The sequence below is a fragment of the Micromonospora sp. IBHARD003 genome, from assembly GCF_056106285.1.
In genome coordinates, this window is the sequence record NZ_JBWBBX010000001.1 from 3478670 (window position 1) to 3504146 (window position 25477).

General features: G+C 70.6%; 19 protein-coding genes and 1 tRNA gene. 14 read left to right on the forward strand and 6 right to left on the reverse strand.

What is annotated here, in order from left to right:
- Positions 1-24: 24 nt before the first annotated feature.
- Positions 25-3567 carry a transcription-repair coupling factor gene (mfd, locus tag ACTWOL_RS15425; RefSeq protein ID WP_474297272.1) on the reverse strand — a complete coding sequence of 1181 codons (3543 nt, stop codon included), beginning with the start codon at positions 3565-3567 and terminating at the stop codon, positions 25-27.
- A 248-nt stretch (positions 3568-3815) separates the two neighbouring features.
- Between mfd and ACTWOL_RS15430 the strand changes: the two genes are divergently transcribed.
- On the forward strand, positions 3816-4355 hold the full coding sequence (locus ACTWOL_RS15430) for a SigE family RNA polymerase sigma factor (protein WP_474297273.1): 540 nt from the start codon (positions 3816-3818) through the stop codon (positions 4353-4355).
- On the forward strand, positions 4348-4827 hold the full coding sequence (locus tag ACTWOL_RS15435) for a hypothetical protein (RefSeq protein ID WP_474297274.1): 480 nt from the start codon (positions 4348-4350) through the stop codon (positions 4825-4827). Before ACTWOL_RS15430 ends, ACTWOL_RS15435 begins: the two co-directional genes overlap by 8 nt.
- A 163-nt stretch (positions 4828-4990) precedes the next feature.
- Here ACTWOL_RS15435 and ACTWOL_RS15440 read toward each other — a convergent pair whose 3' ends face one another.
- Together ACTWOL_RS15440 and ACTWOL_RS15445 are read right to left on the reverse strand one after the other, a co-directional pair.
- The gene (locus ACTWOL_RS15440) at positions 4991-7567 is read right to left on the reverse strand and encodes an ABC transporter permease (protein WP_474297275.1); all 2577 of its coding nucleotides are present in this window, start codon (positions 7565-7567) and stop codon (positions 4991-4993) included.
- Positions 7564-8352, reverse strand: coding sequence for an ABC transporter ATP-binding protein (locus ACTWOL_RS15445; RefSeq protein WP_474297276.1), 789 nt, complete (start codon positions 8350-8352; stop codon positions 7564-7566). Before ACTWOL_RS15445 ends, ACTWOL_RS15440 begins: the two co-directional genes overlap by 4 nt.
- A 449-nt stretch (positions 8353-8801) precedes the next feature.
- On the opposite strand from ACTWOL_RS15445, the gene ACTWOL_RS15450 reads away from it, so the two are divergent.
- The 3 genes from ACTWOL_RS15450 (at position 8802) to ACTWOL_RS15460 (ending at position 12722) form a co-directional block, all read left to right on the forward strand.
- Positions 8802-10379, forward strand: a complete 1578-nt coding sequence (locus ACTWOL_RS15450; RefSeq protein ID WP_474297277.1) for an MFS transporter — start codon at positions 8802-8804, stop codon at positions 10377-10379.
- Positions 10380-10665: 286 nt separating this feature from the next.
- Positions 10666-11127 carry a DUF485 domain-containing protein gene (locus ACTWOL_RS15455; RefSeq protein ID WP_474297278.1) on the forward strand — a complete coding sequence of 154 codons (462 nt, stop codon included), beginning with the start codon at positions 10666-10668 and terminating at the stop codon, positions 11125-11127.
- Complete coding sequence (locus tag ACTWOL_RS15460) at positions 11124-12722, forward strand: sodium/solute symporter (protein ID WP_474297279.1); 1599 nt, start codon at positions 11124-11126, stop codon at positions 12720-12722. The genes ACTWOL_RS15455 and ACTWOL_RS15460 overlap by 4 nt, the downstream gene beginning before the upstream one ends.
- Positions 12723-12850: 128 nt before the next feature.
- Here the strand turns inward: ACTWOL_RS15460 and ACTWOL_RS15465 are convergent, their stop codons facing one another.
- Together ACTWOL_RS15465 and ACTWOL_RS15470 are read right to left on the reverse strand one after the other, a co-directional pair.
- Positions 12851-15517: an SUKH-4 family immunity protein gene (locus ACTWOL_RS15465; RefSeq protein ID WP_474297280.1), complete on the reverse strand. Its 2667-nt coding sequence runs from the start codon at positions 15515-15517 to the stop codon at positions 12851-12853.
- A 7-nt stretch (positions 15518-15524) separates the two neighbouring features.
- Complete coding sequence (locus ACTWOL_RS15470) at positions 15525-16478, reverse strand: SMI1/KNR4 family protein (RefSeq protein ID WP_474297281.1); 954 nt, start codon at positions 16476-16478, stop codon at positions 15525-15527.
- Positions 16479-16815: 337 nt separating this feature from the next.
- Between ACTWOL_RS15470 and ACTWOL_RS15475 the strand changes: the two genes are divergently transcribed.
- Together ACTWOL_RS15475 and ACTWOL_RS15480 are read left to right on the forward strand one after the other, a co-directional pair.
- Positions 16816-17325, forward strand: coding sequence for a YwqJ-related putative deaminase (locus ACTWOL_RS15475; protein ID WP_474297282.1), 510 nt, complete (start codon positions 16816-16818; stop codon positions 17323-17325).
- 8 nt (positions 17326-17333) lie between these two features.
- The gene (locus tag ACTWOL_RS15480) at positions 17334-17822 is read left to right on the forward strand and encodes an SUKH-3 domain-containing protein (RefSeq protein WP_474297283.1); all 489 of its coding nucleotides are present in this window, start codon (positions 17334-17336) and stop codon (positions 17820-17822) included.
- Between the two features lie 63 nt (positions 17823-17885).
- Here the strand turns inward: ACTWOL_RS15480 and ACTWOL_RS15485 are convergent, their stop codons facing one another.
- Entirely contained in the window at positions 17886-19277 is a 1392-nt protein-coding gene (locus tag ACTWOL_RS15485) for a sensor histidine kinase (RefSeq protein WP_474297285.1), read from the reverse strand.
- Positions 19278-19686: 409 nt separating this feature from the next.
- On the opposite strand from ACTWOL_RS15485, the gene ACTWOL_RS15490 reads away from it, so the two are divergent.
- From ACTWOL_RS15490 to ACTWOL_RS15520, 7 genes are all read left to right on the forward strand, one after another.
- Positions 19687-19758, forward strand: a tRNA-Gln gene (locus tag ACTWOL_RS15490).
- A gap of 111 nt (positions 19759-19869) precedes the next feature.
- On the forward strand, positions 19870-21318 hold the full coding sequence (glmU, locus tag ACTWOL_RS15495) for a bifunctional UDP-N-acetylglucosamine diphosphorylase/glucosamine-1-phosphate N-acetyltransferase GlmU (protein ID WP_474297286.1): 1449 nt from the start codon (positions 19870-19872) through the stop codon (positions 21316-21318).
- Positions 21319-21466: 148 nt separating this feature from the next.
- Positions 21467-22441, forward strand: coding sequence for a ribose-phosphate diphosphokinase (locus ACTWOL_RS15500; RefSeq protein WP_474297287.1), 975 nt, complete (start codon positions 21467-21469; stop codon positions 22439-22441).
- A gap of 240 nt (positions 22442-22681) precedes the next feature.
- Entirely contained in the window at positions 22682-23290 is a 609-nt protein-coding gene (locus ACTWOL_RS15505; protein WP_474297288.1) for a 50S ribosomal protein L25/general stress protein Ctc, read from the forward strand.
- 104 nt (positions 23291-23394) lie between these two features.
- Positions 23395-23991, forward strand: a complete 597-nt coding sequence (gene pth, locus ACTWOL_RS15510) for an aminoacyl-tRNA hydrolase (protein ID WP_474297289.1) — start codon at positions 23395-23397, stop codon at positions 23989-23991.
- Positions 23992-24078: 87 nt separating this feature from the next.
- Entirely contained in the window at positions 24079-24549 is a 471-nt protein-coding gene (locus ACTWOL_RS15515) for a hypothetical protein (RefSeq protein ID WP_474297290.1), read from the forward strand.
- Between the two features lie 231 nt (positions 24550-24780).
- Positions 24781-25470, forward strand: coding sequence for an LPXTG cell wall anchor domain-containing protein (locus tag ACTWOL_RS15520; RefSeq protein ID WP_474297291.1), 690 nt, complete (start codon positions 24781-24783; stop codon positions 25468-25470).
- Positions 25471-25477 lie beyond the last annotated feature (7 nt).

Genomic DNA, 25477 nt, shown 5'->3' on the forward strand with positions numbered 1-25477 from the left:
GACGGCAGGACCCGAGGATCGTCGTCAGGACCCGAGAATCGTCGTCAGGAACTCGCCCGTCCACGCGAGCAGTTCCCGTCCCACCACCGGCTTCCCGCCGATCTTGCCCGTCGTCGGCCGCGGCACCAGGATCTGGTGGACGGCCGGCTTGACGATCGACCTCGGATACAGCCGCTTCAGCCGCAGCTCCTGCGACTCACGCAACTCCACCGGCGCGAAGCGGACGTTCGGCCCCTGGAGCACCATCTCACCGACCCCGCAGGCCCGCGCCAGCATCCGCAGCCCCGCGACCAGCAGCAGATTCTCCACCGGCTCCGGAAGCTTGCCGTAGCGGTCGGTCAGCTCCTCGCGCACCGCCTTGATGTCGTCCTCGGAGGTGGCGGACGCGATCGCCCGGTACGCCTGGAGCCGCAGCCGCTCGCCCGGCGCGTAGTCGTGCGGGACGTGCGCGTCGACCGGCAGCTCGATCTTGACCTCGAGCGGTGGCTCCTCCTCGATCTCGCCGGACTCCAGCGACTTGCGGTAGTCCGCCACCGCCTCGCCCACCATGCGCACATACAGATCGAAGCCGACGCCCGCGATATGGCCGGACTGCTCGCCTCCGAGCAGATTGCCCGCGCCGCGGATCTCCAGGTCCTTCATCGCCACATACATGCCCGCGCCCATCTCGGTGTGCTGGGCGATGGTCGCGAGCCGCTCGTGCGCGGTCTCGGTGAGCGGCTTTTCCGGCGGATAGAGGAAGTAGGCGTAGCCACGCTCACGGCCACGCCCCACCCGGCCGCGCAGCTGGTGCAGCTGCGAGAGGCCGAAGTTGTCGCCGCGCTCCACGATCAGCGTGTTGGCGTTGGAGATGTCGATGCCGGACTCGACGATCGTCGTCGACACCAGCACGTCGTACTTCTTCTCCCAGAAGTCGACGACGACCTGCTCCAGGGTGCTCTCGCTCATCTGCCCGTGCGCGGTGGCGATCCGGGCCTCCGGCACGATCTCGCGCAGCCGCGCGGCAGCCCGGTCGATCGACTCGACCCGGTTGTGGATGTAGAAGACCTGGCCCTCGCGCAGCAGTTCACGCCGGATCGCCGCGCCGATCTGCTTCTCCTCGTACGGGCCGACGAAGGTCAGAACCGGGTGGCGCTCCTCCGGCGGAGTGGTGATGGTCGACATCTCGCGGATGCCGGTGACCGCCATCTCCAGGGTCCGCGGGATGGGCGTCGCGGACATCGTCAGCACGTCGACGTTGGCGCGGAGCTTCTTCAGCTGCTCCTTGTGCTCGACGCCGAAGCGCTGCTCCTCGTCCACGACGACCAGGCCCAGGTCCTTGAACTTGGTCTCGGACGAGAAGAGCCGGTGGGTGCCGATGACGATGTCGACCGAGCCGTCCCGCAGGCCCTCCAGGGTCCCCTTCGCCTCCGTTTCCGACTGGAAGCGGGACAACGCCCTTGTGACGACCGGGAATTGCGAATAGCGCTCGGAGAAGGTCCCGAAGTGCTGCTGCACCAGCAGCGTCGTCGGCACGAGCACCGCGACCTGCTTGCCGTCCTGGACGGCCTTGAAGGCCGCTCTCACGGCAATCTCCGTTTTCCCGTAGCCGACGTCACCGCAGACCAGCCGGTCCATGGGCACCGACTTCTCCATGTCCTCCTTCACCTCGGCGATGGTGGACAGCTGGTCGGGCGTCTCCGCGTACGGGAAGGCGTCCTCCAGCTCCCGCTGCCAGGGCGAGTCCGCTCCGAAGGCATGGCCGGGCGCCGCCATCCGGGCGCTGTAGAGCCTGATGAGGTCGGCGGCGATCTCCTTGACCGCCTTCTTGGCGCGCGCCTTGGTCTTCGTCCAGTCCGCGCCGCCGAGCCGGTGCAGCGTCGGTGCCTCGCCCCCCACGTACTTGGTGACCTGCTCCAGCTGGTCGGTCGGGATGTAGAGACGGTCCCCGGGCTGACCGCGCTTGGCGGGCGCGTACTCGACGAGCAGATACTCACGGGTCGCGCCCTGGACGGTGCGCTGCACCATCTCCAGATAGCGGCCCACCCCGTGCTGCTCGTGCACGATGTAGTCGCCCACCTCGAGGGTGAGCGGGTCGATCTGCTTGCGGCGGCGGGTCGGCATCCGGGCGCCGTCCTTGCCGGCGGCCTTCTGGCCCGACAGATCGGTCTCCGTCAGTACGGCCACCTTGAGGCCCGGGTCGACGAAGCCGTAGTCGATGGATCCGCACGCCACATGGACGACCGAGGCCGAGATCTCCCCGAGGTCGGCGTCGAGCCGGGCCGCGATGCCCTCACCGCCGAGCACCTCCACAGTGCGGCTCGCCGGGCCGTGCGCCTCCGTCACGAACACCGTGCGCCAGCCGTCCGCGAGCCAGCCCTTGGTGTCGGCGAGCGCTCGGGCGGTGTCACCGCGGTACGTCTCCGGCGCGTGCATGCCGAGCTTCAGGGTGTCGGCAGTGTCGAGGTCCAGCTCCTCGTCCGCGGCGAACGGCGACACCGACCACCACATCATCCCGAGCTCGCGCGCCCGGTCGCGGACGTCCGCGATGCCCCGCAGCGAGGCCGCGCCGACGTCGATCGGGGCCTTGCCCCCGCCCGCCGACGCCGCCCACGACGCCTGCAGGAACTCCTGCGAGGTCGCCACCAGGTCCGCGGCTCTGGTACGGACCCGCTCCGGGTCGCACACCACGGCCATCGCGCCCGCCGGGAAGACGTCGAGCAGCAGCTCCATGTCGTCCACCAGGACCGGGGCCAGTGACTCCATGCCCTCGACCGCGATGCCCTCGGCGATCTTGCCGAGGAGCTCGCCGAGCTCCGGATGGGCCTCCGCGAGCGCCGCGGCCCGCTCCCGCACCTCGTCCGTCAGCAGCAGCTCACGGCACGGCGGCGCCCACAGCCCGTACTCGGCGACCTCCAGGGAGCGCTGGTCGGCGACCTTGAAGTAACGGATCTCCTCGACGTCGTCGCCCCAGAACTCGACCCGCAGCGGGTGTTCCTCAGTGGGCGGGAACACATCGAGGATGCCGCCGCGCACCGCGAACTCACCGCGCTTCTCGACCAGCTCCACCCGCGAGTACGCGGCGGCGGCGAGCCCGTCCACGACCTCGTTCAGATCGGCGGTCTGCCCGGAGCGCAGCGCCACCGGCTCCAGATCCCCCAGCCCCTTGACCTGCGGCTGGAGCACGGACCGCACCGGCGCGACCACGACACTGACCGGGCCCGCGGCCGGATCGTCCGGCGACGGGTGGGCGAGCCGGCGCAGCACCGCGAGCCGCCGGCCCACGGTGTCCGAGCGGGGCGAGAGCCGCTCGTGCGGCAGGGTCTCCCAGGACGGATACTCCACGACGGTGTCCGGGTCGAGGAGCGAGCGCAGCGCCGCGGCCAGGTCCTCGGCCTCGCGCCCGGTCGCGGTCACGGCCAGCACCGGCTTACCCGCGTCCCGTGCCAGGGCCGCCACCGCGAAGGGCCTCGCCGCCGGGGGGCCGACGAGGTCGATATGCCTGCGGTGACCGTCCGTGGCGGCCTTCACCGCTTCGGCGAGCGCCGGGTCACGTACCACGGCGTCGAGGAGACCGTGCAAGCTCATGAAGGGGTTCCGTCCGGGTCCGAGAAGGGTGAGCAGGTGAACAAGAAGGGTGAGCAGGTGAACAATGAGCTGGTGGTGGGCAACACGAAAGGCCCGACACGTCTGGTTTCCCCTGTCGAGGACCAGGGGAGCGCCGGGGATCTCCAGGGTAAACCGCCCGGATTTTCACCGCGCGGGTAAACCGGATGCCCGCCCCGAGCGTATTCCCCATGAGATCTCACCCCGCCATAGCCACTACGGAGCCGCACGTGACCGACGAGGAGTTCGAAGAGTTTTATGCGCACTCCGTGAAACAGCTGGTCGGGCAGGTGTACCTGATGACGGGGGACCTCCATGAGGCGCAGGACGTCGTCCAGGAGGCGTTCGTGCGTGCCTGGGGGCGGCGGTCGAATCTGCGGCGCGACGCCGGGCCGGAGGCATGGATCCGAACGGTCGCGTGGCGACTCGCGATCAGCCGGTGGCGGCGGAGCCGGCGTTCGGCGGAGGCCTGGTTCCGGCACGAGCAGGTCCGCCCTCCGGCCTCGTCGGAGCCGGGGCCCGGCACGGTCGCGCTGGTGACGGCGCTGCGGCGGCTGTCCGAGCGCCAGCGGCGGGTGGCCGTCCTCTACTACGTGGGCGACCTCTCCGTGGAACAGGTGGCGTCCGAGACCGGGATAGCCGCCGGCACCGTGAAGGCGCATCTGTCCCGCGCGAGGGCAGCACTCGCGTCCCACCTCGACGACTCGATCGACCAGAGCGGCCCCCTTCGACCGGCCGGTGCGCTCACCCCGGAGGAGTTCGGTGTCTGACCAGTACGCAAGCCGCGGGCGCGACGACGATGCGCTCGCGGACGCCCTCAAGCGGGCCGCCTCGGCGGGCGGGCAGCAGATCGTGCCCGTCCCGGCCGCCCAGGTGTCGGCCCTGGGCGCGCGCCGCAGGAGCCGCAATATCGCGGTGGCGGCGGCGTGTGCGGTGTGTCTCCTCGCCGGCGGAACCATGGCCGCCGCGCTGCAGCTGACCCCGGGTGGAGCCACCGGGCCCGCCGCGCCCCTCTCCACCGGCTCCGGCACCGGCAGTCCGCCGGCCACGGGTGGTCCGACCGGGTCGCCTGACACCTCCGAGTCCCCCACCGAGTCCTCCACCGAGTGGCCGCCCGGCTTCCCGACGCCGCCCGGGTTCCCCTCGGATCCGCGTCCGGGGTCCGAGCTGTCCTCCGCCCCGTCACCGAACGACCCCATGCCGTCCGCCACGCCGGGCGCCTCCCCACCGGGCACCCGCTGACCGGCGCCTCCGTGCCCTCGGCGCTCCGCCCGGGACCGGTCAGGGTCCGGAGCAGCCCGGTACCACCCGGAACTGCTCCGGCCCGGTGCGCGCCCTGGACGCCCACCGGGCCGGAGCCCGCATCGCGGGAACCGGGCCCGTACGGACTACGGGCCCGTAGGGACTACTCGGTGGCGATGGCGTTCAGGACGTTCATCCGGCCCGCCCGGAACGCCGGTACCAGCGCCGCGAACAGTCCCACGAACGCCGATCCCACGAAGACCGTCCCGATGGTCGCCCACGGGATCTCCAGCACCTTCATGCCCTCCAGGACCAGCAGCTTCTGAGCCGCCGTCCCCCAGCCCATGCCGAGGCCGAGACCGAGCAGGGCACCGAAGAGGGCGATGACCACCGACTCCAGCCGGATCATGCGGCGCAGCTGACGGCGGGAGAGGCCGATCGCCCGCATCAGGCCGATCTCACGGGTCCGCTCGACCACCGACAGCGCCAGGGTGTTCACCACACCGAGGACCGCCACGATGATCGCGAGGGCGAGGAGACCGTAGACGATGTTCAGCAGCTGGCCGACCTGGTCCTTCAAGTCCTGCTTGTAGTCGGTCTGGTCCTTCACCTGGTACGTCGGGTACGCGGCGACCGACTTCTTCAGGGCGGCGTAGGCCTCCTTCTCCTTGCCGTCCTGCGCGGTGGCGAACATCAGGAAGTTCTGCGGCACCCTGTCGGCGGGCAGATAGCGCGTGACGGTCGTGATGTTCACGTACATCGCGCCCTTGTCGACGCTGGTGTCGTCCGATGTGATCGCCGCGACCTTCAGCCGCGCCGTCCTGCCGCCGTCGAAGCGCACCGCCATGGTGTCGCCGACCTTGATTCCGTGGTCCTTGGCGTAGGTGTCGCCGACGGACATGGCGTCCTTGCCGTACGCCGCCGCCAGGTCGCCCGCGACCGTCTCGCGCCGAAGGTCCTCGGCGTAGGTCGGGTCGGCGGCCGCGAGGACCTTCTTCTCCTTCTTCCCTGCCGGGGAGGTCAGTTCGGCCTTCACGAGCTTGTACTCGGTGAAGTGCTCGATGCCCTGCGTCTTCTTCAGGGCCTGCTGCGCCTTCGGCATGATCGGCTGGAAGTTGTTCGACTGGATGATGAAGTCCGCGCCGACGGACCGGTCCAGTTCGTCGGTCGCCGAGGCCACCATGGACGAGCCGACGACGGACAGGCAGGCGACGAGTGCGAGCCCGATCATCAGGGCGGCTCCGGTCGCACCGGTGCGGCGCGGGTTGCGCAGGGCGTTGCGCTCGGCCATCCGCCCGACCGGGCCGAAGACCCGCAGCACCAGCGCGCTGATGACCCGGACCACTCCGCCCGCGAGCAGCGGGCCGACGACGATGAAGCCGATGAGGCTGAGCACCACGCCGAGGCCGAGCCACAGTGATCCCTCACTCGCCTTGGCCGCCCGCGTCGCGAGCCACAGCAGGAGACCGCCGGAGCCGGTGAGGGCCAGTCCGGCGATCCCGCGTACCAGCCCGGCCCTGCCGTCGGCCGGCGTACCCGCGTCCCGCAGCGCGGCCATCGGGGAGACCTTGCCCGCCCGGCGGGCCGGGATGTAGGCGGCGAGGACGGTGACGACGATTCCGAGCACGACGCCGATCACGGGGGTGGTCCACTTGACGGTGAGGTCCTGTGTGGACAGCTCCATGCCCATGGACGACATGAGCTTCATGAGCCCGACGGCGAGACCGATACCGGCGCCGACTCCGGCGGCCGATCCGAACACGCCGAGCAGCAGCGCCTCGACGAGGACCGAGCGGTTGACCTGCTTGCGGCTCGATCCGATGGCCCGCATCAGACCGATCTCGCGGGTGCGCTGGGCGACCAGCATCGAGAAGGTGTTGACGATGAGGAAGATGCCGACGAGCACGGCGATCCCGGCGAAGCCGAGCATCGCGTACTTCATGACGTCGAGGAAGCCTCCGACGTCCTCACGGCCCGCGTCCGCCGCCTCCTGCCGGGTCCGGAGCGTGTACGGGGCGGCGTCGACCGCCGCGGCCACGTTCTTCTTCAGCCGCGCGTCGCCGACGCCGGGCTTCGCGGTGACCTCGATGTGGGTGAACGCGTCGTTCTTGCCCAGCAGTTGGCGCTGGGCCGTGGCCGTGTCGAAGTAGACGACGGCCGCCCCGGGATTGGTGACCTGGAACGAGGCGATGCCGGAGATCCTGGCGGTGAGGTCACCGGTGACGGCGATGGTGCGCAGTTCGTCACCGAGCCGCAGCCCGTGCTTCTCGGCGGTGTCGGCGTCGACCATCACCTCGGTGGGGCCGCGCGGCGCATGGCCCGAGGTGATCTCCATGGAACGCAGCTCGCCCTGCGTCCAGTTGCCGGCGATGGTGGGGGCACCGGTGGTGGAGCCCATGTTCTTGTTGTCCGCGTCGACGACGGTCACGCTCGTGGAGATGACCCGGCCTTCGGCGGACCGCACCCCGTCGGCCTTCTCCACCTGCGGAAGAAGGGCCGCGGGCAGCGTCTCGGGCTTGCCGGTCGGCGGGCTCTCGTCGTCACCGGCAGCGGTCCTGGGGCTGACGGTGACATCTGCCGCGGTAGCCGCGAACAGCTTGTCGAAGGTGGTGGTCATGGTGTCGGAGAAGACGAGCGTGCCGGACACGAACGCCACCGACAGCAGGACGGCGACGGCGGAGAGCGCCATGCGTCCCTTGTGCGCGAAGAAGTTGCGCAGCGAGGTCTTCAGTACGGTCACGACGTCCGTCCCCGGGCGTCGAAGTCCTTCATGCGGTCGAGCACCTGGTCGGCCGTGGGGCTGAACATCTCGTCGACGATGCGGCCGTCGGCCAGGTACAGCACACGGTCGGCGTAGGAGGCCGCGACCGGATCGTGGGTGACCATGACGATGGTCTGTCCGAGCTCGTCGACGGACCTGCGCAGGAAGCCCAATACCTCCGCACCGGCGCGCGAGTCCAGGTTCCCGGTCGGCTCGTCACCGAAGATGATCTCGGGACGGGCCGCCAGGGCCCGGGCCACGGCGACCCGCTGCTGCTGGCCGCCGGAGAGCTGGGTGGGCCGGTGCCCCAGCCGGTCGGCGAGTCCCACCGTCTCCACCACCCGGTTCAGCCACGCGGCATCCGGCTTGCGGCCCGCGATGTCCATGGGCAGCGTGATGTTCTCGATCGCGTTGAGCGTCGGCAGCAGATTGAACGCCTGGAAGATAAAGCCGATCCGGTCGCGGCGCAGCCGGGTGAGCTTCTTGTCCTTGAGCCGGGTGATCTCGGTGTCGTCGATGTGGATCTCGCCCGAGGTCACCGTGTCCAGCCCGGCCAGACAGTGCATCAGCGTGGACTTGCCGGAGCCGGAGGGACCCATGATGGCGGTGAACTTGCCGCGCATGATGTCCACGTCGACGTGGTCGAGCGCGACGACCCGGGTCTCACCGGAGCCGTATGCCTTGACGACCTGCCGCGCCCGTGCGGCGACGGCCGTCCGTCCTCCAGTGCCCCCGTGCGCGGGGACGGTCACAGCCGTTGTCACTGTTTGTCTCCTCTATCAGTTGAATGAAGCGGCCGGTTGAATGAAGCAGCCGGTTGCGTAAGCGGCCGGTTGCATGAACCGGTTGCATGAAGCAGTGGGCGCTGCCCGCTGGAAAGTGTCGTGTGCGGCGGTGCTGCGGCGCGCTGGTGCCCGGCACCCATTCCGGCCGGGGGTTTTCCCCACCCCGGCCGGACGGTTCCCCCACCCCCCGGCAGACCGCTCGAACCCGTCGGGGCCACCCGGCCCGACGTAAGACCACGGTAAGGAACGGCCCTCGTTCCTCTCCTCCTCCGGCGGGACGAACCATCCCTGGCCCCATGTCAGGAGCACCCCCTAGGGGTTGAGAGGTTCCCAGGGGACGCCTACCCGCAGGCCCCGCACCCTCCCGCCGCAGGAGGTGCAAGTGAGAAGGTGGGCGGCGAAGATACGTGCATAGGGAAGGGACTTCGATGGGCGGGGGAAGTGCCGGCACGGGCAGCGGCGGAACGGGCGGTGTGAGCGACGGCGGCACCGGCACGGCGCCCGGGGAGCGCGCCCCCGCACCTCCCACTCCCGCGCACCGCGGCCGCGTCGCCGCCGCACTGATGCTCGGCATGGCGCTGGCGGCCCTCGACGGCACCGTCGTCTCCACCGCCGTCCCGCAGATCGTCGGCGAACTCGGCGGCTTCTCCGTGTTCTCCTGGCTGTTCTCCGGCTATCTGCTCGCGGCGACCGTCACCCTCCCCGTGTACGGAAAGCTCTCCGACACCTTCGGGCGCAAGCCCGTACTGATCACGGGCATCGCCCTCTTCCTGGCCGGCTCACTGCTGTGCGGCAGCGCCTGGAGCATGGCCTCGCTCATCGCCTTCCGCGTCGTCCAGGGCCTCGGCGGCGGCGCGCTCCAGGGCACGGTCCAGACGATCGCGGCCGATCTGTATCCGCTGAAGGAACGCCCGAGGATCCAGGCGAAGCTGTCCACGGTCTGGGCGGTGTCGGCGGTCGCGGGCCCGGCGGTCGGCGGGCTGCTCGCCTCGTACGCCGACTGGCGCTGGATCTTCCTGATCAACCTGCCGGTCGGGGCCGTCGCGCTGTGGCTGGTCGGCCGCCATCTGACCGAACCGGCCAGGACCCCACGGGAACGGGGGAGACGCCCCCGCATCGACTGGCCCGGCGCGCTCGCCGTCTTCCTCACCGGCAGTCTGCTGCTGACCGCGCTCGTCCAGGGCGGCGTCGCCTGGCCCTGGCTCTCCGCGCCCTCACTGGGGCTGTTCGCGGGCAGCGCGGCAGGGGTGGTCGCCACCGTGCTGATCGAACGCCGGGCGGCCGAGCCCGTCATACCCGGCTGGGTCTGGCGCCGGCGCACCATCGCCGCCGTGAACCTGGCCCTGGGCGCACTCGGGCTGCTGATGGTCGCCCCCACCGTCTTCCTGCCGACCTACGCCCAGTCGGTACTCGGGCTCGGCCCGATCGCGGCCGGGTTCGTGCTGTCCGTGATGACGCTGAGCTGGCCGGTCAGCGCGGCGTACGCCAACCGCGTCTACACCCGCATCGGCTTCCGCGACAGCGCGATCGTCGGCATCGGCGCGGCCATGCTGATCATGCTGGCGTTCCCGCTGCTGCTCCCTTATCCGGGCCAGGCGTGGCAGCCCGCGCTGGTGATGCTGCTGCTCGGCGCGGCGCTCGGCATCTTCCAGCTGCCGCTGATCGTGGGGGTGCAGTCGACCGTGCCCTGGGCGGAACGCGGCACGACGACCGCCTCCGTGCTGTTCTGCCGCCAGGTCGGACAGAGCGTCGGGGCCGCGCTGTTCGGGGCGCTCGCCAACGCCGTGCTGGCGTCCCGTCTCGGCGGCTCGGGAGATCTGGACTCGGTCGCCCGCTCGCTGGCCCACGGCGGCCCGGGCCCGGCGGAACATCTGCGACAGGCAGTGGACGCCGCGGTGGACTACGTCTACCTGGGCGCGGCCGGAGCCGCCGCACTCGCCCTGGTCGTCCTGGTGCTGCTGGCACCGCGGACGTTCCCGGTGATCACCGAGCAGCACGAGGACTGACGGCCGCGCGCTGCCCCACGGACCACGGGCCCACGGCTCACACGGACACACGGACACACGGCGCGGCGCATCCGCCACACCCCGTGCGCAGGGCGCACACCGTTTCGTCGCAGGTGACGGGCTTGTGCACGCCCCTTCCACGACGTGACCCGAACGTTGCCGAACTGACATACCAACCAGTCTGAAACCCCCTTACGCCAGCCGGTACCGGCAAGTAACGTACGCGCTCCACCGCCACCCCCCGCACCACCCGCCCGCCCCGAGGGCATCGCAAGGAGCACCCCCGATGTCGTACGGCCAGTACTTCCCCGACCCACCGGCCCCCTCCCCACCGCCACACGACTGGTACGCGCCCCCGCCGCCGGACCCGGCCCCCGCCCGCCCCGAGGAGCTCCACGGGCTGCGCTCCGGCTACCGGCGGCTGCGCCGCGTCGCCACCTTCACCGCCCTCGGCTACTTCGTCCTCTTCCTGTTCCTGTCCGGATACGCCCCCGGACTGATGAGCGGCGAAGTCGACGGCGGCCTCACCACGGGGCTGCTGCTCGGACTCCTCCAGCTCCCCGTCACCCTGGCGGCGATCGCCGCGTACGAGCGGATCGCCCGGCGCCGCGTCGACCCCCTCGCCGCCGCCATCAGGGACCGGGCCGACCGGACACCCGGGACCGGATTCCCCAGCCGTGATCCGCACGGGCACTCCGGATGGCAGCAGACGCCCGGATGGCAGCAGACACGAGGTGCACGCGCATGACGGGCTTCGCCTCCGACGCTCAGACCATGTCGTTCGTCGCGTTCATCGCCGTCATCACGGTGACCTTGCTGCTGTGTGTGATGACCGGGCCGGACCGGGACGACCTGGGCGAGTTCTACACCGGCTACCGCTCGCTCTCCCCCATGCAGAGCGGCCTCGCCATCGCGGGCGACTACATCTCGGCGTCCACCGTGCTCGCCACCATCGGCGTCATCGCCCTCGCCGGCTACGACGGACTGACCCTGGCCCTGAGCACCGTGCTCTCGCTGGTGCTGATGATGTTCCTGCTCGCGGAACCGCTGCGGAACGCGGGCCGCTTCACCATGGGCGACGTACTGACCCGCCGCTCCCCCGGTCCCGCCGTTCGGATCACCGCCAGCGCCGTCACCCTCGCCGCGCTGCTGCCGCTGGTGATCTTCCAGCTCGCGGGCGCAGGGGATCTGCTCGCCTTCGTCCTCGGCTTCGACGCGGACGGCTTCAAGACCGGGTCCATCGTGTGCCTCGGCATCCTGATGATCGCGTACGCGGCGATCGGCGGTATGAAGGGCACCGCCTTCATCCAGATCGTCAAGACGGTCGTGCTCCTCGGCGCGGCCACCGCGGTCGCCGTACTCGTCCTGGAACGCTTCGACTTCAGCCTGCCCGCACTGCTCGACGCGGCCGCGAAGGGCAGCGGAGCCGGTGACGCCTACCTCGCCTCAGGGCTGCAGTTCGACGGCGAAATGGACATGATCAGCGCACAGTTGACGGTCGTACTCGGCGCGGCGGTGCTGCCGCACATCACCATGCGCACGTTCACCGCGCGCAGCGCGACCGCCGTGCGACGGTCGATGTCCTGGGCCGTGTCCACCGTCGTCGTGACCTGCCTGCTCATCGCAGTGATCGGCTTCGGCGCCGCGGCGATCGTGGGACACAAGGGCCTGGTCATCGCCGACCCCCAGGGCAAGACGTCGTTCCTGCTCGTCACCCAGGCCCTGATCGGGACGGACCTCGGCACCGGCGAATCGCTGCTGTTCACCGCCGTGGCCACCGCGGTCTTCCTCACCCTGCTCGCCTCCGTCGCGGGAATCACCCTGGCCTGCGCCAACAGCCTGGCCCACGACCTCATCACCCACGGACTGCGCCGTACCCGGCTGAGCGATGCGGCCGAGATGGGCATCGCGCGGCTGGCTGCGGCCCTCATCGGGCTCGGCGCCATCGCGGCCGCCGCGTTCGCCCAGCACTGGAACCTCCAGGCGCTGGTCACGCTCTCCTTCTGCATCGGCGCGTCCGCCATCGCACCGGCCCTCGTCTACAGCCTCTTCTGGCGCCGCTACACCCGCACGGGACTCCTGGCCACGCTGATCGTGGGCACGGTGGGCTCGATCGTCCTCATGACCGGCAGCAACCTGGTCTCCGGATCCCCCCAGGCGGTCTTCCCCGGCGAGGACTTCAACTGGTTCCCGTACACGACCACGGGCCTCGTCTCGGTGCCGCTCGGCTTCCTGGCTGGCTGGCTCTGCACCGTCCTGTCGGCCGAGGACGCCACCGCCGAGCGGGAGCGCTACGAGGCCGTGGAGCCGACGATCCTGGCGGGCGCGGCGGCACCGCGGTGACGGACCGCCGAGCGGACAACCGGAAACACCGGCAAGGGCGTCCGGAAACACCGGCAAGGGCGTCCGGCCTGCGCGAGGCAGGCCGGACGCCCTTCGTACGCCAGCAGCGGCTCAGCGCCGGGCCGTTGTCAGATCAGCCCGTCCCACATCTGCTCCAGCAGCACCGACCACCAGCTCTCCGGCGACGACAGAGCCGCCGGGTCGAGAGCGGCCAACTGCGCCTGGAAGTCGACCGTCCAGCGGCCCGCCTGCTCCGGATTGAGACCGAAGCGCAGCCGCCACATCCGGCCGAGCAGGCCCAGACAGCGCGTGAACTCCGGCAGACCGCTGTTCACGAACTGCGGAGCCACCGGCTGACCGCCCGGCCCGGCCTCCACCGGGACCGCGACGATATGCGCCGTGCCGTACTGGACACAGATCGCCTTGCCGAAGTCACTGCCCACGACCAGGTACGAGGCCGCGTCCGAAGCCGGCTGCACCTGACGCTGCTGAGCCAGCTCGGCCAGCGTCGGCACCACCGGCTGAGCGGGCTGCGCCCAGAAGAACGGGCCGAAGTCGGCCGGCAGACCCGCCCACACCAGGGTGCGGGCCACGACCTCCGGCACACCCTGACGGGACACCGCCCGCTGGTCGAAGTGGCAGATGCCCTGCGGCCCGAACGCCCCGACCAGCTCCTGGGCGATCCCCTCCGGGGGGACCGGCGGGGCCGGCTGAGCCGGCGTCAGCGGCATACGCACCGGCGCCGGGCGCGCGGGACCGTCGGCCACCTGGTGCAACTCGCCCTGGTGCGTGAGCAGTTGCTGCATCCCGCCCTGACGGCTCGCATGGTCCTTGCCGTACGGGGCGATGCTGGTGATCCGTGCCTGCGGCCAGGTCTCCCGGATCATCCGGGCGCAGTAACCCCCGGGCAGCTCACAGGACTCCAGCTCGGTGTGCAGCTCGAGCACCTGGTCCGGGGGGACGTTCATCCCGCGCAGCTCGTGGAAGATCTGCCACTCCGGATGCGGGGTGCCCGGTGCGGAGCGGCGGATGAGCTGCTGCTCGGAGCCGTCGGGAGCGCGATAGCGCAGCACCGCCTGGTAGCCGGGACCGACGGTCGGCACACCGGCGGGCGGCTGCTGGGGATAGCCGTACGCCGGAGCCTGCGGTGCGGAACCGGGACCGCCGTGGTGGGCCGGCGGCGCCTGCGGAGGCTGAGGAGCCCCCGGCGCAGGCACCTGGCCGGGACCCGCCAGCATCGTCGCCGCGTGGTGCACACCACCAGGAGGAGTGCCCCCGGAGGAACCACCAGGAGCACCGGGCGCACCGGGAGGCCCCGGAGGCTGAGGGGCCCCCGGACCACCGTGCAGCGGATTCGGGTTCGGGTTCGCCAGCATCGTCGCCGCGTGGTGCACACCACCAGGAGGAGTGCCCCCGGAGGAACCACCAGGAGCACCGGGCGCACCGGGAGGCCCCGGAGGCTGAGGGGCCCCCGGACCACCGTGCAGCGGATTCGGGCTCGGGTTCGGGTTCGGGTTCGCCAGCATCGTCGCCGCGTGGTGCACACCGTCGGCGGGGGTCCCCCCGGAGGGGCCCGCGGGACCGTCCGGTCCGAGCTGCGAAACCATCTGCGTCGGTACATAACCGCCCGCAGGTGCGCCGGGGACCCCAGGAGCTCCCGGCCCGGGCGGCGGAGCGGACGGAGGCGCCGGGGACGCACCCGGTCGCGCACCGGGAACCCCGGGCGGCGCCGGCGGAGGCGGAGGCGTCACGGCCCCACCGCCGCGCGCGGTCCGCGGCGCCCGCGGCGGAACCGCGGCCTTGCTGGTGGCGGCGTCGGCGATGTCACCGGCCCCCGCGGCCCCGGGCGTGCCCGGGGGCTGCGACCCGGCGGCACCGGGCTGTCCCGGCGCGTTCGACCGGTCCGGCTGACCGGGCCCACCGGGCCGGCCCTCCTGACCCGGCCCGCCGAGAGCCGGAGCCACCGCGGTCCGGGGCAGCCGGCTGCCTCCCGACATCAACGCGGTCGGCGCGTCCGCGCCCACCGAAGGAGACGGGGCGTCATCGTCGTCCGACCCCGACAGCGGCGGAGCGAACACGGTCGCGGGCAGCGGCACCGAACCGTCGGAACCAGCGCCGGAGCCGGCGTTCGTATCGGTCCCGGCCCACGGCGTCGCCCCGCCGTGCGACGCGGGCGGCACCCCGTCCGATGCTGTGGGCTCGTAGTCGGCCCCACCCGCGGCGGGCCATGCCGCACCGCCCACATGCGAGCCGCGTCCCGCGGTGTCACCGGGAGCGGCACCCGCCGGAGCCTGCGCCCCGCCGGAAGAGCCGGATCCCGCCACGGACGGCGCGGAAGCCACACCGGAACCCGGAGCCGCACCGTCACGTGCACCGGAACCGGGAGCCGCACCGTCACGTGCACCGGACCCCGAACGCTGGTCCGGGATACCCAGCTTGTCGGCCGCGTCCTGCAGCCACTCCGGAGGACTCAGCAGGAACGACGTCTGATTCAGATCGATACGCTCAGCCGGGGCCGGGGCCTGCGCCACATCAGGAGTGCCGTACTCCTCCTCGTAACGCCGGATCACCTCACCCACCGGCAGCCCCGGCCACAACGTGGCGTCACCGCTGTCCCGGGCGATCACCATCCGCTGCCGGCCGCCGTCCGACGTCGGGCCCTCGGCACGGTCCTCCGCCCAGACCACGAAACCCAGCTCGAACTCCCGTACCCGTACCTCGCGGTGCTGGTACGCGGGCACATCGCCGTTGACCCATTCCTCCGCGCGCTCCTGCGCCTGCGCAAAGGTCACCATCCGGCCGTCACCCCTCCACCGAAACCGGGACCGCGCGGGCGAAGCCGCCGTCCACCATCAGGTTCGCCACCGTCTCCAACTCCGGCGGATTCCCGGCCAGACGCGACAAGAACGCGTCGAAGTCCTCACCGCACGGCAGCAACAGCCGCTCCACCCGCTCGTTCACCGACCAGCCGTCCCGGTCACGGGCATCGTCATAGGCGCAGAACCACACCGAACCGGTCGCACTGCCACGGACCTTCACCGCCAGCAGCCCGCCCTGCACGAAAGCGACGCCCAGGTAGTCCTTCGTCAGATGGTCCCGCAGACACTTGTTCACGTACAGCAGATCGTTGACCGCGGCCTCCTCACGCACCGTGAAGAACGGCTGGTCGACCAGCAGCCCCAGCTCCGCGTCCAGCGCCGCACCCACCGGCGCACAACCGCCGGCCGCCTTCAGGAAGGAACGGTAGGCACCCGGCAGGCGATACCCCAGGTCCTCCTCCACACCCAGCAGTTGCTGCTCGGTCACCGACAGCGCGCCCTTGGGCAGCCCGAAGTGCGCCGGCCTGGTCTCCTGCAGCGGACGCGTACCACGCTTGTCGTGGTCCACCGCCGCCGTCGTCACACCCGCGTGGTGCCTCAGCAGCGCCTTCACCTCGACCGGCACCAGCTCGAGCCTGCGTCCCCCCGCCGCGTGGTGCCACGTCCACCCGTGCGGGGTCGCCACCGGCGCGATGGTGTCCCACAACTCATGACCGGCGGCGGCCAGCGCCGCGTTCGCCGACACATAGTCGGTGAGCCGCAGTTCGTCGACACCGAAGCCCTCCGGAGGCTCGGCGATCTCCGCTGCGGCACGCGCATACGGCGAGAAATCCGGAAAACCGCGTTCGCCCACCCGCACCCCCATGGGGTGCCTGGCAGCCCTGACCGGGTCCGGGAAGTACACGACCTGCCCGGCATAGGCCGCGTTCGGCGGCATGGCATCTCCCCCGGCCCGGGAACCGGGAGTGGCCCCCAGCCCTTGCCGACCTGTCGTCATGGCGGTTGCCCCCTGCTGGATCTGGCTGACAGACCACAGCCTATGCGGTGCCGCAACAGGCACCACCGCCCCCGTGCCGCCCCCGGACGGCCGCCCCCCGCTTCCGTAACGACCCGTCACCGCCAGGTGACCCTCAGCCGAACCGAAGGCGACACGGCTACACGTTTCCGTCACCCCGCTTCCACACCACGCGTCCTATTTGGCAGGCTGTCCCTTCAACTCGGGGGACGTGCACAGCGGCGGCGGTCGTCGCGGCACGGGAGGGACAACACGCACGATGCACACGGCACCATCAGGAACAGCCGGTGATCCACGACTCGACTGGTCCAGCTCCGACGACACCGGGCATGCGCCCATCCCGCGCTTCCGGCGCGACGGAATCCTCCCCACCGTCGCAGCAGCGCTCTCCGTCCGGGGCGAGACCCTCACCTGCACCGCGGGAAGGGCCGACCAGCCACCCGCACTCCACCCCCTCGTGCAGGACTTCCTCGACACCCTCACCAGCGGCCAGCGCGAACGGTTCACCGGACGCTGCCCCGAAGCGATCCTGCTCTCCCGCCATCTGACCGCGGCCGAGACCGCCCGCTCCAAACGCGCCCAGCGCAAACCCCTCACCCACGGTGAAGCCCGCCGCTCCCTCAAGAACGCCAAACTCACCGCCCGCCGCATACGCGAGGCAGGCGACCCCCTCCACGGCAGCTACGCGGCGCCCTGCCGCTCCTGCGCCGCGATGCTCGCCCACTTCGGCGTACGGACCGTCGACCCGACCCAGAACAAGAACGGCTGACCCGGACCGTGATCGAGCACAACACCACCCGCTTCCCCGTGCCCGTCGACGCCGCCCTGCGCGAAGCCGGCTGGCAGCCCGGACGCTGGAACATCAAACAGGCCGAGCACTGGGCGGACACCCTGCGCGCCCACGACACCCCCGGCGGCCACCACCACACCGTCTTCCCCGCCGCCATCGAAGCCTGGGCCGAATTCGGCACCCTGCGCATCGCCCCACCCGGCCACGGCCGCCAGACCGCCCCCACAGCCGTCCACTTCGACCCACTCGCCGGACTCCACCTCGCCCGCACCCTCGGCGACCTCGGCCGCGCCCTCGACACCGAGCTCGCGCCCATCGGCGAAGAAGGCGACGCACAGGCCGTACTCGCCATCGACACCGAAGGCCGTGTCTACAGCCTCGACCACACCGGCGACTGGTACCTCGGCCACACCCTGGACCACGCCCTCGGCACCCTGATCACCGGCACCCAGCCGACCCGGCTCACCACAGCCTGACCCCCGCAGCCAACCCCGCAACGACGCCCCCGCGGGAACGCGCAGCCGAGCCGCCCAGGTCCGTCACCCCCGAGCCGACGGCACATCCATCGGCAGCACCGCCGACACCCGGAAACCCCCCGCGTCCGTCGGCCCCGAAACGAACACCCCGCCCAGCGCCGACACCCGCTCCCGCATCCCCACCAGACCGTTGCCACCACTCGGCAGACCCGCGTCCGAGGCCCCCCGCTCCGACGGACCGTTCTCCACCTGCATCGCGATCTCCTCGGCGCGATGGGCCACCCGCACCCACGTCTTCGCACCCGCCGCATGCTTGTGGACGTTCGTCAGCGCCTCCTGGACCACCCGGTACGCCGCCTGCTCGACCTCCGCGCGATACGGGCGCACATCCCCCTGCACCATCAGCTCCACGACCATGCCCGCCTGCCGGGACTGCTCCACCAGCGGCTCCAGATCGGCCAGCGACGGACCGTCCTCCGCCGCGGCGGCAGCAGCCGCCGCAGCAGCCACACCCACCGCAGCCAACGGCACCGGCACGGCCACCCGCGCCCCGTCCACACCGGCCGCTCCGGCCGCACCCGCAGCCGCAGCCGCAACGCGCTCCGGCCCCTGACGCACCACCCCGGCATCGTCCGTCCGCAGCACCCCGAGCATCTCCCGCAGCTCCGTCAGCGCCTGCCGGCCCATGTCCCCCACCAGCGCCGCGTTCCTGACCGCCTTCTGCGGATCCTTCAACGCCACCGCCTGCAGCGCCGCCGCATGCACCACCATCAGACTCACCCGGTGCGCCACCACGTCGTGCATCTCACGCGCGATCCGCGTCCGCTCCTCCGTACGCGCCCACTGCGCCTGCTGCTCCGCACGGTCCGCCAGCAGCGACAGTTCCTGCTCCAGACTGTCCGCGCGCTCCCGCAGGCTCTCCATCAGCCGCCGCCGCGCCCCCACATACAGCCCCAGCAACAACGGCGGCGCGGTCAGCCCCACCGACATGACGAGCGACACCACCGGCACATACCAGGAACCCGGATCGAAGTCCGCCGACGCCACGTCCTGCCGGGTCCGTACGAACGTCACGATCAACGTCCCCAACAGGGACATCCCGGCCAGCGCGACGGTGATCCGCCGAGGCACCTCCGAAGCCGCGAGCGTGTACAGACCGACGATCCCCATCAGGAAGCCCATCTCCGCCGGCGTGATCGCGATCGAGACCAGCACCACCGCGGCCGGCCACCGCCGCCGCAGCACCAGCACCGACCCGGCGACCAGCCCGAAGAGCACACCGAGCGGCACCGGCAGCACACTCATCTGCGCGAACCGCACACCCTCCAGCGCACACTCCATCGCGGACAGGAGCCCGAGCCCCACATCCAGCACCACACTGCGCCGACGCCCCCACCACATCCAGGTACGGGCGTCCGCGCCCGCGGAGTCCTGGTGTGCCCCCGTTGTGGTCATGCCTCCCAGACTACGGAAGGGCGCCACCGAATTAACGTGACTCAAGCAGCACGAAATGTCATCGAACAGGGGCGCAAGCTGCGACGATCGCTCGAACTGGTGAATCGAGCACATCTTCGACCCGGAGGCCTCCCTTCCGGCAGAGCCCTGACCCATGACAGCCACCGCAAGCGGATACGCCGCATCGACATGCCCACGTTCAAGAATGCGACCCTCAGGCGCCACAACCCCAGGACCTCACGGAAGAACACACGGGAGGGAAGAACGCACGGGAGGCATATCGGGGCCGCCCCGTCATCTACGTCCCCAAGAGCGCGGATCTTTACCGTCGCATCGAAGGGGCTTGGTACGGCATAGTGTTGGGTGCTGGACCGGCGACCTAACCAAATGCCCGGTTCAACCGGTTCATTCCCCTGTGGTGTAATTGGCAGCACTGAGGCTTTTGGTGCCTTATGTCCGGGTTCGAGTCCTGGCGGGGGAGCCCAAGCGATGCGGGCCCTGACCATCCGAGTCAGGGCCCGCCCTCATGTCGGCTCCTGAGCCCCCCGGTATCCTTCGGTCAGTCCACCACCCGAAGCCGAAGGGCATTCCTGTGAGCGCCAACCGCCCGGCAGCCGTCGTCGTCCTTGCAGCGGGTGAGGGCACCCGCATGAAGTCGAAGACCCCCAAGGTCCTCCATGACATCGCCGGGCGTTCGCTCGTCGGTCATGTCGTCTCCGCTGCCCGCGAGCTCGAGCCCGAGGAGCTCGTCGTCGTGGTGGGCCATGCGAGCGAGCAGGTCAAGGAGCACCTCGGCGCGCATTACGCCGGTACGCGCACCGCGTACCAGGCGGAGCAGAACGGCACCGGTCATGCCGTGCGCATGGCGCTCCAGGAGCTGGGGCGGGCTCCCGAGGGCACCGTGGTGGTCGTGTGCGGTGACACTCCCCTGCTCTCGGGCGAGACGCTGTCCGCGCTTTCCGCGACGCATACCGCGGACGGTAACGCGGTGACGGTGCTGACGGCCGCGGTGCCGGATTCGACGGGGTACGGCCGGATCGTCCGTGACGCGGCGACGGGTGCGGTGACGGCGATCGTCGAGCACAAGGACGCCAGTGAGGCGGAGCGGGAGATCCGGGAGATCAACTCCGGGGTGTTCGCCTTTGACGGTCAGTTGCTCGCGGATGCGCTGGGCAAGCTGCGCACGGACAACGTCCAGGGTGAGGAGTATCTGACGGACGTGCTCGGGATCCTGCGCGAGGCGGGTCACCGGGTGGGTGCGTCGGTGGCGGTTGACCACCGGGAGATCCTGGGCATCAACAACCGTGTGCAGTTGGCCGAGGCGCGTCGGCTGCTGAACCAGCGGCTGCTGGAGCGGGCGATGACGGCGGGGGTGACGATCGTGGATCCGGCGTCCGTGGTGGTCGATGTGACGGTCACGTTCGAGCGGGACGCCGTGATCCATCCGGGTACGCAGTTGCTGGGTGCGACGCACATCGCCGAGGACGCCGAGGTGGGTCCGAACACGCGGCTGCGGGACACCACGGTCGGCAAGGGTGCGCGGGTGGACAACGCGGTGGCGGATTCCGCGGTGGTCGGCGAGGGCGCTTCGGTGGGTCCGTTCGCGTATCTGCGTCCGGGTACGAAGCTGGGCGTGAAGGCGAAGGCCGGCACGTATGTGGAGATGAAGAACGCGACGATCGGTGAGGGGACGAAGGTTCCGCATCTGTCGTACGTCGGGGACGCGACGATCGGCGAGTACACGAACATCGGCGCGGCGAGCGTCTTCGTGAACTACGACGGTGAGGCCAAGCACCACACGACGATCGGCTCGCACTGTAAGACGGGCTCGGACAACATGTTTGTTGCTCCTGTCACAGTCGGGGACGGTGCCTACACGGCGGCGGGGTCGGTCATCACCAAGGACGTACCGCCCGGTTCACTGGCCGTGGCCCGTGGCCAGCAGCGGAATATCGAGGGTTGGGTGGCTCGCAAGCGCCCGGGGAGCGCCGCGGCGCAGGCGGCGACGGAAGCGGTCAGGCAGTTCAACGACGAAGGCTGACCGGAAACGGGTGCGCCGATCTCGGCGTACCGTGATACGTGCACATGCGGGGACCCGGGGATGTCCCCCGGATGAACACCCCGGCTGGCTCGCCATACGAGGGACGGGCGGATCAGCACCAGGGATACACGTCTGAGGAGACTGTGCTGTGACCGGGATCAAGACGACCGGCGAGAAGAAGCTGATGCTCTTCTCCGGCCGCGCCCACCCTGAGCTGGCCGAGGAGGTTGCGCACAAGTTGGGTGTGGGCCTGGTGCCGACCAAGGCATTTGATTTCGCCAATGGCGAGATCTACGTCCGCTTCCAGGAGTCGGCCCGTGGTGCGGACTGCTTCCTGATCCAGAGCCACACGGCTCCGATCAACAAGTGGATCATGGAGCAGTTGATCATGCTCGATGCGCTGAAGCGGGCTTCGGCCCGGAGCATCACCGTGATCGTCCCGTTCTACGGTTATGCACGCCAGGACAAGAAGCACCGCGGCCGTGAGCCGATCTCCGCCCGGCTGGTGGCGGACCTGATGAAGACGGCGGGTGCGGACCGGATCCTCACGGTGGATCTGCACACCGATCAGATCCAGGGCTTCTTCGACGGTCCGGTGGACCATCTGTTCGCGCTGCCGCTGCTGGCGGACTACGTGGGTGCGAAGGTCGACCGTTCGAAGCTGACGGTGGTCTCGCCGGACGCGGGCCGGGTACGGGTCGCGGACCGCTGGTGCGACCGTCTGGACGCTCCGCTGGCGATCGTGCACAAGCGCCGTGACAAGGACGTGGCGAACCAGGTGACCGTCCATGAGGTGGTCGGCAATGTCGAGGGCCGGGTGTGTGTCCTGGTCGACGACATGATCGACACGGGTGGCACGATCTGTGCGGCGGCGGAGGCGCTGTTCGCGCACGGTGCCGAGGACGTGATCGTGACGGCGACGCACGGTGTGCTCTCCGGCCCGGCCGCGGACCGGCTGAAGAACTCGAAGGTGAGCGAGTTCGTGTTCACGGACACGCTGCCGGACCCGGGCAATCTGGAGCTGGACAAGATCACGGTGCTGTCGATCGCCCCGACGATCGCGAGCGCGGTGCGTGAGGTGTTCGAGGACGGTTCGGTGACGAGCCTCTTCGAGGAGCAGTGATCGAGGAGCACTGAGCTGAGCCGGCCTCCGAGCCGGTGAGCCGGTGCTCTGGTCCTGTTCGGACGGACAGGACGTAGATCGATTTCCGGGGCGGCCTCCCCGCCGAGTAGACTGCACAGGTTGCTCGGCGAGGGAGGCCGTACTCATGGGTACGGCGGTCCGTTATCGACGCGCTCTTCGTAGCAGGCCAGTCGTGGCCGGGTGACTGTTTCCTTTGATCACCGCTTACGAGGAGTGCATATGTCCGAGGTGAAGCTCGCCGCCCAGATCCGCACCGAGTTCGGCAAGGGTGCGGCCCGCCGCGTCCGCCGCGAGAACCTGGTGCCGGGTGTTCTCTACGGCCACGGTTCCGACCCGATCCACGTGACCCTGCCGGGCCACGACCTGCTGCTCGCGCTGCGTACCCCGAACGTCCTGCTGGCTCTGGACATCGAGGGCAAGAAGGAGCTGGCGATCCCGAAGGCCGTGCAGCGTGACCCGCTGAAGGGCCACCTGGAGCACGTCGACCTGCTGCTGGTGAAGCGCGGCGAGAAGGTCACCGTCGAGGTGCCGGTCCACGCCGAGGGCGAGCTGGCTCCGGGCGGCAACCTGCTGGAGCACGTCCTGAACGCGCTGCCGGTCGAGGCCGAGGCCACCCACATCCCCGAGTCCTTCACGGTCTCCGTCGAGGGCCTGGAGGCCGGTGCCTCCGTCCTGGCGAAGGACGTCGAGCTGCCGAAGGGCACCACGCTGGCCGTGGACGAGGACGCCGTCGTCCTGCAGGTTCTGGCCGCGCAGGCCGAGGAGCCGGCCGCCGAGGGCGTGGAGGCCGCGGAGGGCGAAGCCGCCGCCGAGGGCACCGAGGCCTGATCCCCCCTGTTTTCGGCCACCGCCCCCCGTACCGCACGGTGCGGGGGGCGGTGGTGCGATGAAGGTGCGGATATGAAGATGCCGCTAGGAAGGAGACACGTCAGATGACGACGGACGCGGCCGCCCCCTGGCTCGTCGTGGGCCTCGGCAATCCCGGGCCGGGTTATGCGGCGAACCGCCACAATGTCGGGTTCATGGTGGCCGACCTGCTCGCGGAGCGTATGGGCGGGAACTTCAAGCGGGCGGCGAAGGCGCAGGCGCAGGTCGTCGAGGGGCGGATCGGTGCGCCGGGGCCGGCGAACCGGCGGGTGATCCTCGTCAAGCCCGCGTCGTACATGAACCTGTCGGGTGGTCCCGTTGCGGCCCTGCGGGACTTCTACAAGGTGCCGACGGCGCACATCGTGGCCGTCCATGACGAGCTGGACATCGACTACGGGGTGCTGCGGCTGAAGCTGGGTGGCGGGGACAACGGTCACAACGGGCTGAAGTCGATCACGAAGGTGATGGGTCCGGACTACCACCGGGTCCGGTTCGGTATCGGGCGTCCGCCGGGCCGGATGCAGGTCGCCGATTTCGTGCTGAAGGACTTCTCGTCGACGGAGCGCAAGGAGCTGGGCTACTTCGTGGACCGGGCGGCGGACGCGGTGGAGTGTCTGGTGACGGAGGGCCTGGAGCGCGCGCAGAGTGCGTACAACTCCTGAGGGCGGTACGCACAACTCCTGACAAGGCCCGCATAGCGACGGTGTGAGGTTGACCCGGCGCGCCCGCTTGCCGAAGGATCGCGCTCCATGAAGCGGAACTCCTCCGGCCGGATACTCGACCATTCCCGACGTGCCGCCATGGTGCTGGTCGCCGTGCTGCTGCTGGTCGCCGGGATCTGGTCGTCCTGGAACACGGCGCAGCACGTCGTGCTCTCCAAGGGGCGCGAGCACGGCACGATGACGGTGGCGCGCTGTGGTGAGAAGACGTGTACGGGGCCGTTCGACCCCGAGGGGCCGGCGGTGGCGCGCGGCGGTATGAGGATCGATCGGTCCGTGGCCGTCGCCGAGGGCGGGAAGCTGGACGTGGTGGTGAAGCCGGGCACCGCCGAGGTCGTCCGGGCCGGCTGGCCCGGTGCGCTGCACGCCTGGGTGCCGTTGGGCGGCGCGTTGCTGCTGGCGGCCCTGGTGATCGGTGGGGGGCTGCGGTGGACGCGGGTCGCATGGGGGACGGCCGCCGCGGGGGCGGCTGTGTTGCTGGGGGCTTTCTTCGCGCTCTGAGCGCGTCCTTCCGGACGGATGGCGCGTAGGGCCTGTCGCCACACTCCGGTCCGCGCCGCGACGACCGGCCCTGGCGGAACGACGTATTCACCCGATCGTTATGAGGACCATTCGGGTGAAGTACCGGCACATGGTGCAGATCCCCTGCGGCCTCTCTTGACGCTCCGGTGGGGGCGCACGATGCTGAGCCGCCCCCCACGGCCCCGTCTCCTCTCTCCTGTTGGACTGCCCATGCGCACGCTCACTTCCGTCGGCGCGGCCGTGTCGGCCGCGGTCTGCTCACTACTGTTCGCCCCCGCCGCGATCGCCACCCCGCACGGCGACAACGGCACCGTGAAGATCCACGACGCCACGACCGGCGAGGAACTCCGCAAGAACGAGCCGCACGTCTGTTCCTTCTATCTCGACGCCTTCGGTTTCGACGGGGGGCAGCAGGTCAAGTGGCGGATCGTGGCCTGGGCCCCGACCGCGGACGTCAAGGGCAAGGAGGTCTCGTCGGGGTCGCTGTCGCTCGACGGCTCCGGCCACGGCAAGACCGCTGACATGACCTTGCCCGACGGGCACTACAAGCTGTTCTGGACCTTCGACGGCGAGAACGGCCGCGCCAAGCACAAGGTCTTCTGGTCCGAGTGCGGCGACGAGGACGAGGAGCCCGGCGGCAAGCCCAGTGACAAGCCGAGCGACAAGCCCGGTGACAAGCCCGGCGACAAGCCGGGCGGCAAGCCGTCCAGCCCTGCCCCGACCGCCCCGGCGGACCGCGGGCCCACCGCCCCGGCCCCTTCCCCGAACGGCTCTCCGGGTGGCCTCGCCGAGACCGGTTCTTCCGCGCCCGTGGGGACCCTTTCGGCGGTGGCGGCCGCGCTGCTGGCCGGAGGCGGCTACCTGGTGGTGCGCCGGCGCAAGGCGGCTCGGCGGCACTGACGCATGA

Excerpts from the sequence above, each read along its gene's own strand:
- mfd (WP_474297272.1), bottom strand. The coding sequence starts at position 3,567 with ATGAGCTTGCACGGTCTCCTCGACGCCGTGGTACGTGACCCGGCGCTC.
- ACTWOL_RS15475 (WP_474297282.1), top strand. The coding sequence starts at position 16,816 with ATGCACACGGCACCATCAGGAACAGCCGGTGATCCACGACTCGACTGG.
- ACTWOL_RS15455 (WP_474297278.1), top strand. The coding sequence starts at position 10,666 with ATGTCGTACGGCCAGTACTTCCCCGACCCACCGGCCCCCTCCCCACCG.
- ACTWOL_RS15515 (WP_474297290.1), top strand. The coding sequence starts at position 24,079 with ATGAAGCGGAACTCCTCCGGCCGGATACTCGACCATTCCCGACGTGCC.
- pth (WP_474297289.1), top strand. The coding sequence starts at position 23,395 with ATGACGACGGACGCGGCCGCCCCCTGGCTCGTCGTGGGCCTCGGCAAT.
- ACTWOL_RS15470 (WP_474297281.1), bottom strand. The coding sequence starts at position 16,478 with ATGCCGCCGAACGCGGCCTATGCCGGGCAGGTCGTGTACTTCCCGGAC.
- ACTWOL_RS15485 (WP_474297285.1), bottom strand. The coding sequence starts at position 19,277 with ATGACCACAACGGGGGCACACCAGGACTCCGCGGGCGCGGACGCCCGT.
- ACTWOL_RS15465 (WP_474297280.1), bottom strand. The coding sequence starts at position 15,517 with ATGGTGACCTTTGCGCAGGCGCAGGAGCGCGCGGAGGAATGGGTCAAC.
- ACTWOL_RS15520 (WP_474297291.1), top strand. The coding sequence starts at position 24,781 with ATGCGCACGCTCACTTCCGTCGGCGCGGCCGTGTCGGCCGCGGTCTGC.
- ACTWOL_RS15505 (WP_474297288.1), top strand. The coding sequence starts at position 22,682 with ATGTCCGAGGTGAAGCTCGCCGCCCAGATCCGCACCGAGTTCGGCAAG.
- ACTWOL_RS15450 (WP_474297277.1), top strand. The coding sequence starts at position 8,802 with ATGGGCGGGGGAAGTGCCGGCACGGGCAGCGGCGGAACGGGCGGTGTG.
- ACTWOL_RS15460 (WP_474297279.1), top strand. The coding sequence starts at position 11,124 with ATGACGGGCTTCGCCTCCGACGCTCAGACCATGTCGTTCGTCGCGTTC.